The 9033-nt window shown below is 35.3% G+C and carries 8 protein-coding genes; 1 reads left to right on the top strand and 7 read right to left on the bottom strand.

The window, feature by feature from the left end; all coding sequences use genetic code 11:
• Positions 1-522, top strand: a 522-nt coding sequence (gene hxlB / locus AC1DUW_RS15555; protein ID WP_477642910.1) for a 6-phospho-3-hexuloisomerase, incomplete at its 5' end; no start/stop codon positions are given.
• A gap of 1206 nt (positions 523-1728) precedes the next feature.
• Here the strand turns inward: hxlB and AC1DUW_RS15550 are convergent.
• From AC1DUW_RS15550 to AC1DUW_RS15520, 7 genes are all read right to left on the bottom strand, one after another.
• Complete coding sequence (locus AC1DUW_RS15550) at positions 1729-2034, bottom strand: hypothetical protein (protein ID WP_477642909.1); 306 nt, start codon at positions 2032-2034, stop codon at positions 1729-1731.
• A 1-nt stretch (position 2035) separates the two neighbouring features.
• Positions 2036-3118 carry a DMT family transporter gene (locus tag AC1DUW_RS15545; protein WP_340454632.1) on the bottom strand — a complete coding sequence of 361 codons (1083 nt, stop codon included), beginning with the start codon at positions 3116-3118 and terminating at the stop codon, positions 2036-2038.
• A gap of 665 nt (positions 3119-3783) precedes the next feature.
• Positions 3784-4263 (bottom strand): DinB family protein, encoded by a 480-nt coding sequence (locus AC1DUW_RS15540; RefSeq protein WP_477642908.1) that lies wholly within the window; start codon positions 4261-4263, stop codon positions 3784-3786.
• Between the two features lie 64 nt (positions 4264-4327).
• A complete protein-coding gene (locus AC1DUW_RS15535) occupies positions 4328-5737 on the bottom strand; it encodes a purine-cytosine permease family protein (protein ID WP_477642907.1) in 1410 nt (469 codons plus the stop codon).
• A 153-nt stretch (positions 5738-5890) separates the two neighbouring features.
• Positions 5891-6142 carry a hypothetical protein gene (locus AC1DUW_RS15530; RefSeq protein ID WP_430090772.1) on the bottom strand — a complete coding sequence of 84 codons (252 nt, stop codon included), beginning with the start codon at positions 6140-6142 and terminating at the stop codon, positions 5891-5893.
• Positions 6143-6607: 465 nt separating this feature from the next.
• Complete coding sequence (locus AC1DUW_RS15525) at positions 6608-7168, bottom strand: NADPH-dependent FMN reductase (RefSeq protein ID WP_379151911.1); 561 nt, start codon at positions 7166-7168, stop codon at positions 6608-6610.
• 336 nt (positions 7169-7504) lie between these two features.
• Positions 7505-8725 (bottom strand): acyl-CoA dehydrogenase family protein, encoded by a 1221-nt coding sequence (locus tag AC1DUW_RS15520; RefSeq protein ID WP_477642906.1) that lies wholly within the window; start codon positions 8723-8725, stop codon positions 7505-7507.
• Positions 8726-9033: the final 308 nt, after the last annotated feature.

Below are 9033 nucleotides of genomic sequence, written 5' to 3'. Positions count from 1 at the left end.
GAATTAAATCGGACAATCGAATTAATATCTGAAGATGAAGCTGAAAAATTGGTGGATCGAATACTTAAATCCAAGAAAATCTTTGTGGCGGGTGCAGGTCGTTCTGGATTTATGGCCAAGTCTTTTGTAATGCGCATGATGCACATGGGGTTAGAAGCCTTTGTAGTGGGAGAAACCGTAACCCCTGGTTTAGAAAAAGATGATATTTTAATTATCGCTTCTGGTTCAGGAGAGACAAAAAGTTTGGTGTCAATGGCAGAAAAGGCTAAAAGTTTAGAAGCAACTGTCGCAGTTGTCACCATTTCCCCTGATTCGACCATTGGAAAAATAAGCGATTTAGCTATTAAAATACCTGCCAAACCTAAGGCTGGTGCAGACAGTGACTACAAAACCATACAGCCTATGGGGTCCTTATTCGAGCAAAGTCTCTTGTTATTATTCGACTCTATCATATTAAGCGTGATGGATCAAAAGGAATTAGCCGGCCAAACTATGTTTGGAAGACATGCAAATCTAGAGTAGGGTTAGGCAAAAAGTTATCCCCTTATACTCTTAAGTGCATGACTAGTAATTTATAAAAATAGAAGAACATACTATATATTATCTTGGTAAAAAAATCCATAGACAGAAACATATAACTATAAAGAGCTGTCAATTTTGTGATTATAATGCCATCCTAATTTTTGTAAAAATAAACATCTTTCTGGGCAATTTCACCATTTGGTGAGGTTGCCTTTTTTGTTTAAAGGTGAAATATTTTATTATCCATTTTTCGCCTTATTCATTTCCCTTTTTCTCCTTTATTTAGGAATGATGGATAGATAAAATCTTTAATGGTATATAAAATATTAGGAAAATAAAAAATTATCTCTTTGAATGAGAATATTTTAAGGAGAGAGAAATTTCAAATAGGAAACAATACAGCTTAAATTTTCCTTATACTATATTGAAAAACAGCATAAAAAAGCTCTAAGGGAAAATATTAAAACGTTCTTGGGTGCTGTAATAATGGCTATTGATTTGAACTATTTATCATCCCGAATTTAATTTATAGATGGAGGAATTAAAGGTTCCAATTATCCTTTCTCTTATAACCAATATTCTTTTTATCTTAAACATTCTTACTTGGATTTAAGCAAATAGTTAAACCTTTCGCTCTTTCTAAATTATTTGAAATCTTATCTCTTATTTTACTGTGGATATGTTACTCGCTACCTTCTTCGGAGGAAGGTTTGTAGAAGGAGAGATAGGTTTTAGTAATACGGTATGGAGGTGCTTTAGATGGGTCAGAAATCCTTGTTAATCCAGAAACTTTTTAGCCCCACCTCGGCATTGATAAATTGGGAGTTTAGCGGGAACATTACTATTTTTGTTAGAGTTTACCTTATGTTTCATGTAATTTTACAGTATCTATCTAAATAAAAAGGAGAACCTTCTAATAATCAAAGGCTTCTCCTTTTTATGAAAAAAAGTTCGTTAAGACCATGCCCTTCCTAACACAAGAGAATCTTACCGATCACTTTTGAAAGGACCAATTCTTTTACTTCTCCCTACTATTATGTCCCAGTCAACTAACAACCTTATACTTTTATCACATATGACCTTGCTATATAAAGACATAATAGTGACAATGCAGGGATTCCAATTATCGATAGATATGGAGCAAATGCAAATCCCCAAAACTCGCTCATTTCTAACATACAATTCCCTTCTTTCCTTTTAACTTCACTAAATTATTCCGGTATCATGCATCCGCTCTTCACCAAAACTTGTAAGAGCAAACTTAAATAATATCCTGCCCGCACCGAAGTGCTCTCCCTCGTCTAATTTTTCTTCAACGGTTTCGATAAGTGCACCTGAAAATAAGTCAGTTAAAGTTACTCGCACGTTGCCCATTGCATAAGCTCCAGCCAATTCATACTCCTTAAGAATTTGCCTTGCTATATCATAATCCCATATCCCTTTACCACTTTTCTCCTTGGTATTTTCATGAATTATTTGCAAAATCCTTCCTTTAATATGAATTTTACCCATTTTAAATCACCTCCTCATTATTTTTATTAGCTGAAGGCGTTAGACTACCCGAAGGCACTGATCGAATTTCCTCTTCATCCCGTTTTTCAGTAAACATGACAAACCCTCCAATAATTACAACCAAAGCTCCCAAAACGAAATTCCATTCGGGCATAGTAAGTGTGAAGATACTTATAAAAATTATTGCAAATAATCCATATAAGTCCCCGATTGCTTGACCCCTTCCAACGCCAATCAATGGGAAAGATTTATACCATGAAACGTAACAAAAACCAAATGTGATACCCGCTAAAAGTAACCAGGTTATCGGTAAAATTGTCATGGTTTGTAAAATTGTTTTAAGGACAGGTGCATCCATGAAAATTGAAATAAATGGTAGGATTATAGCTACCCACCAGAATACTTCACCTGTAAATCTAAGAGTTAAGCCTACATCAGGGTCTGTGACATCTAATGCTCTTCCAGCAATAGCTCCTTCAACACCCCAGCCAATTGCAGCCATTAAACCTCCTAAGTATCCCAACCAAGCACCTGAACTGCTACCCTGTATTTCTTCTATTATACCTGGAGCAAATACGACAATACCTCCTACAATAATTGCAGCAATACCTATAATAGCTCTTCGCGTTATCTTTTCACCATACCACTTATACGCTAATATGGATCCTACAATCGGATACATCAGTGCTGCAACAGCTGCAAAAATACCACCGATATAACCGATTGCTAAGAAACTCCCAAAAATCGCCATTGGTCCTCCAAATATTGCAGCCAAGAAATACCACTTAGTTATTTTTCTAAATTGAACAAGAGTTCGCCCATATTCCTTCCACTTACCGAGAACACCGGTCCATACAAACATAAAGAATAGGACTGATATTGCATTTAAAGCGGTAATTACAGCTGTTGCTGTTAAATACTCAGCATTTGTATCAGCCAGAGTAGTAAAGGGAAACTCATACCAAATAGCAGATCCAGGCACATACCATGCTCCCCATAAGATAGCAGCCCATAAAGCCCACATAAATCCCCAACGAACCATCTTTTGTTTGTATTTAGTTCTTGCAGCTTCTACAGAATTCATAATTCCCTCCTAAATAAAATCGTTTTTTCATACCTAAAAGCAAGTTTTCACGATTTTTTCGTTGCTCCTGAACAGAGTCAAGTTGCAGAAAAAGGGTATTTATAACTGAATTTTCCGGTAATATAATTTTTATGAATCGGTAAACATGAGTTTAAATAATAGTTACTCTATAGATGTGAACCACTTTAAATAAAGTGTATACCTTTGCTTTTGGCTCAAATAATTGTATTCTATTTTTKTTAATTTTTACTTCAATACTTTTTATTATTTTCCCTACTGCTTTTTAACCGATCGATCTCTTCATGTAAGTTGGATAATCTTAATTAAAAATCAGAAAAGCCTACTTGATTTTCTCAATTATCGAGATGAAGTTAAATTTTTACATAAAATAACATGAAGTATCAAACTTCTTAAACTAACAAAAATAAGGTATTTCAAGATTGGGACAAAACCTTTTTTGACCGAATCTATCAAATCAAAAAGGAGAACCTATTTGATTATGATATGTTCTCCTTTTAATAGAAAAGTATTATTTTTATATCTCCAACCGAAACAAGGGAATTCTACCTATCGCCATTGAGAAACCTAACTCTATTGGTTATCTTTGTTAGTTGAAAAAGAAAATAAACATATTCTATGGATCTAATAGCTGTGTTAATAAAATCTTATAGCCTTGATTTTAAAAACCCTTCTATTTGCCGTTTATGATGGTCATCGTGTGGAATAAAATCTTCTAGAAAACTATTAACAGTGAAATTATTACCACTACTATCGATATAATTATTAAATAACTTTTCTTCTGATAGCAGCTTTAAAGTATCAATTAGTTCTTGTCGATAATGTAAAGTCTGATTGATAATCTCTTCTTGATCTTTTGTTTTAACATACTCAACAGCATTTTTATTAAATTCATCAATATTAAAATCTTGTACGGTTACAGATTGGTTTGTGTATATCTTTACAATTGCTTCCTCAAGAATATATTTATCCCAAAACATAATATGTCCGATAATATCTCGAGCACTCCATTTATTTTCAGCAATTGGGGATGTCCACATATCCTCATTCAAGTTTCGTAATGATTCAACAAATGATATAAACCCTTGAAACTCGTTAATCATTCCATTTATATTTTTGGTTTTCATCTTTTTCTCCTCTCAAACCCTGGGATTTCAAACCTTATTTATTACTTAAATGTTTCTTTTTAATTCATCCAGCTGATTTTGTAATTTCGCTTTTATTAAGATTATTTGCTTTATAGATAAAAATATATTTTGATACAACATAGTAACAAATTCCGGTTACAAAGAAAGTTGGAATACCAGCAGTCGTGTAGTAGAAAAGCTCGCTTGGATGATTTAATAATGGATTATACAATAGCCAATAAACGATTGTTCCTAATATAACACTTAAGATCGCTGATGGATTAAAACCGTACCAGTACTTGTAAATTCCATTTGTATTATATAAATCTCGCACAGATATGTTTTGTTTTTTAACAAAGAAAAAATCGGTAACAATAATACCGCTAAATACTGACATACTAAATGAAATGAGCRGTATAAAAATATTATATGAATTATAAAAAGCAGGAGTAATAACCAAAAATATAATAGGTATGTTAGCCGCCAATGCCCCCCCCCATTTTTGTTTAGGAAATATTGTTTTAAAACTAATAGCTTGCGAGTACATATAGAAAATTGCCGCTGTAACATTTCCTAAAATTAAAAGTGCTAAGCCGACGACTCCAAGTAATGTACCACCGATTTTTGTCATCCAGTCTGTTGGATTTAACGATCCAGTCACCAACGCCATAAAAACGGCTAAAATAGCTGCAATGCATAATCCTATTCCATAAGCAAAGAATCCGCCATTAAAGGCACCTTTTTCATTTTTGGAAAGACGACTATATTGACCTATATATGGAAGCCAAGAAAATGCAAGCCCTACGTTTAGCTCTATTGCTGTTGCAAAGGATCTTCTGGCAGTATCGTAAGGTTCTGCAGGTTGTAGCGCAAACACCTTATCTAATCCTTGACCAAATAAAACCACTCCTAGTAATACCAAGATAAGTATTAGCATTGCTGGAGCCCCAACCCAGTTGAAATATTTAATAACAATAGGTCCTTTTGAAGTAACAAAAAGACAAAAAAGAATTAACAAAACGGAGAAAAAAGGAACACCAAAACTACTTACAGTAAATATATTATTAACGTTAAACAAATTTAATATTTCAACCATTGCCTGACCTGACATATACATGCAAAATGTAGCATATCCTATTGTTGTTATTGCAAACAATCCGTAAAATACATTAGCCCCAGAATACCCCAACGAACTTCTAAATCCGACAAACGTATCAATTCCATATCTAGCAAAATAAATCGCGATAGGCATAAATAAAAATATTGGGATGGCATTTCCGAAGAAAATGGCACCGATTGAATCTTTAGCATCTAACATAATTCCAGTGTATCCACCGGTAAGCAAGCTAAAACAAGATAAGCCTGTCCCCAGTTGAACAAGAAGAAGGCTCCAAAACCCTAAAACTCTATCATTTTTTCTAGCAGGTAAAAAACCAAATGCCACATCTTTTGAAATAGATGTATTTTCACTCATAATACGCCTCCTGACCTCTGAAATCGCTTTCAATTTTCTTTCCTTTCTCACGGCTCCAAATTCAACTAAGCATAAACACTCTTTAATTTTTAAAAATTATTTAAAACTTTAGATTGTGTAATCAGGAAGCAAAGATAACTCTCTATATCTTATTTAATTGATAATCAAAAAAATTAGAAATACACTGATTGCAATAACAAAAAGAATTGAAGCGAAAGTATCTAAAAATGTAATTTTGTTTACCTCAAAATCTTGGTCCTCAATTTCCTCTAGTCGGTTATTTAAATCAGAATATAGTTGACTAATAAACGGATTACTCGATCCTATATTCTTTAAAACAACATCATCTGAATCTTTCAAAACAACATCTACTGCTTTGTTTAAAACAATATCTTCTGTACTCATATATTTACCTCCATCTTTTTTGAGTTACAATCTCCTTTTAAAAAACTGTGTGAATACGTTTCACACAGTTTTAAAACATTTTTTGTCAAGAATTCCTCTACTAAAAGAAGTTTTGCGAGAAGTTAAAACTAGAAAGTGTCTTTGCTGATTAGTTCGTCGAGTGAAAGACGACTTGAAAGACACGCAGGAGATGTAGTATTACCGAAAGTTATTAACATTGAAGGATTGTAGCGATACATTGAACGCATTCAGGGATTTTTCTAAAACAAAAACACCTATCAGTCAAGTGTCAAAGCTCTTTGCTTTTACACGGCCAACAGTAGATTCATTGCGGCGAAAGACGTGTTGCTTATAGCTTCGTCTCGACCAAATTGTATTGTGGATTGGATGTGTATTGCCATTTACTTGTTTTACCTTTACATCACGTACATTTGATGTTCTTTTTTATATTACATGAGGTCCAAATTAACTGTACTGGTGATCACTCTTGGTCCCTTTTAGTGTTTTTTGCATAAAGATGACTTCCTCGCTCAAAGCGGCCACACGCTCTAGTACTTCTCTATCAACCAGTTCATTTTGAGGGCTGAAATGGTCATTATGAGCATAAACAAATCCTGGTGCAACAAACGCACGGAAATAACCAGCGATTGGCTTCAGTTGATTTTCCACGACTAAATAATGTTGATACGTTCCTCCAGTGGCAATAAACCCCATTACTTTGTTGCGAAAATCCTTCGGATGAATTAAGTCAAACAAGTTTTTAAGAGCGCCGGTGATTGAACCCTGGAAGATCGGTGTACCGATAATGTAAAAATCTGCTGAGGAAACGATATCAATCACTTTTTTCGTATCTTCATTATATGTTGACGGATCACGCCCATCACAGAACTGAACATTATAATCTTTCAAATCAAGCAATTCCACTTCGATTTCCGGTTGGTTTCGCTGTACTTCATCTAATACTTTTTGAACGACAACCCGGGGTTTCGATCCAATAATCGTCCCTGAAATTCCCAGTAACTTCATTTTATTTCCTCTCCTTATAATTGTTTCTGTCATCGAAAATCAATTTATATCTTAAAGTTTTCCTACCTCATGATAAACGAGTCAGGAACGGGCTTGTACAAGGTAAATACTCCAACCACTTTGCTATGGAATACAATGGTGAATTATCGCCAATTATCAAAAATGAAATTTTGGAATAATGGATTCAAAGTTACTCCAATTTTTTTAATGATGTCAGTGAAACTCCAATCTTATATGATAAAAAGCCCGATGAACGATGATCATAAAAATGATCATCGTCATCTTTTTAACAGAAATTTTCTATATTAAAGGATTTACTAAAACTTCAAACCCCTCTTATTCAAACCACGGAACTTCGATTAAGGTACGACCAATCCATTCACGTAAAATTTCGTTGGTAGGTCCCATTAGTGCACCGGCGCGACCATCGCGTAAGAATTTTTCCACTTGACCTGTCAGATATCCTCTTCCGCCTGAAACTTGCAGTGCTTGATTTGTTACTTGGATGACAATATCAGCTGCATGGGTCTTTAGCTGCCATAGAGGGTAAAGACACTCTGATAATGGAAGACCCTTTTTAATGCATTCGTCCATTCCCGCAGCTGTTCGATAGAGCAAGCTTCTTGAACTGTCGACCAAAATTTGAGCTTTTGCCAGTTCATGACGTATAACTTGATAACTGGCAACATTTTTCCCCGTATCTGCGTGAACCTTTTTCTTAGCACTATCAATCGCCGCGTTAAGTGCGCCTTGAGCAATACCAGTCCAGCAGGAAGCAGTTCCTAATAAAAACAATGGATCGATTGTATTGTCATTATAATAATTCATTCCACCTTCACCACCAAGGCGGTCTTCGGTTGGGACAAAAACATCATTAAATTTCATTGGACCGCTGGAATTTCCACGTAGACCCATGGCTGAAAATGGAAAAGATTCAACCCCATCCTGTGCGTTTTTTACAAGTAAAAACATTAAATTATCTTTCTCTAAACTGTTTGGATAAGATGTTGCAACAACATACCAATCCGCTTCTCCAGCACTTGTGACAAATGATTTATCTGCATTCAATAAGTACCCATTGCCATATCGCGGAGCTGAACTGACAACGTTCCAAAAATGACTTCCGGTTGCCGGTTCACTGAAAGCCAGTCCACCAACTTCTCCTTTAAGTACCCCAGGGATATAGCGCTTACGTTGTTCTGGTGTTCCTGCTGTATAAAGCGTTTGTACTGCTGCTGTATGCATTACCCAGCACATTGTTGAAGAAGCGCAATATTGGGCAAAACTTTCAGCTAATACAGCAAATCCGGTAAACCCGGCTCCAAGTCCTCCATCAGCAGCCGGAATGGTAACAGCACCAAACCCAGCCTCAGCGATTGTTTTTAAACTCTCACGGGGATAAACGCTTTGTTGATCAGAAATGGAAGCCCGGGGAAGTAAATGATTTTTCCCAATTAAATGCGCCTTTTCTTGAAGTTCCTCATACCCTGATGGGCAAGTCCACCAACTTGGAATTTGCATAACCCCTTCGTCTACTGCTGTGTTATTAATAGCCAATTTTCTTCACTCCTTAGTTAGTTTTATTAATATTTAGGCGATTCTGGAATGTATGATCGAGAAAATTGCATCCCATCATCACCCTTCCCAAAGCAAATATGTTTCATGAAATTCTTCTAGACTTATTTGGCTTTTTTAACGTTTTACATAAATAATGGTTCAGGCAAACGGTGTCCGGTATAAATGGCATCCCCATTGCTCTCACCATCAAAAATAACGGTTGTGTCAGGAGTGAAAATTAAAACGTCGCCCGCTTCTGCAACATACTTTATCCCTTGATCGTCACGAACAATAATTTTTCCCTTTAT

The organism is Peribacillus sp. P4_C12, assembly GCF_056402095.1.
The sequence above is the reverse complement of the archived record's forward strand: the minus strand, read 5'-3'. Positions and strand labels throughout refer to the sequence as shown.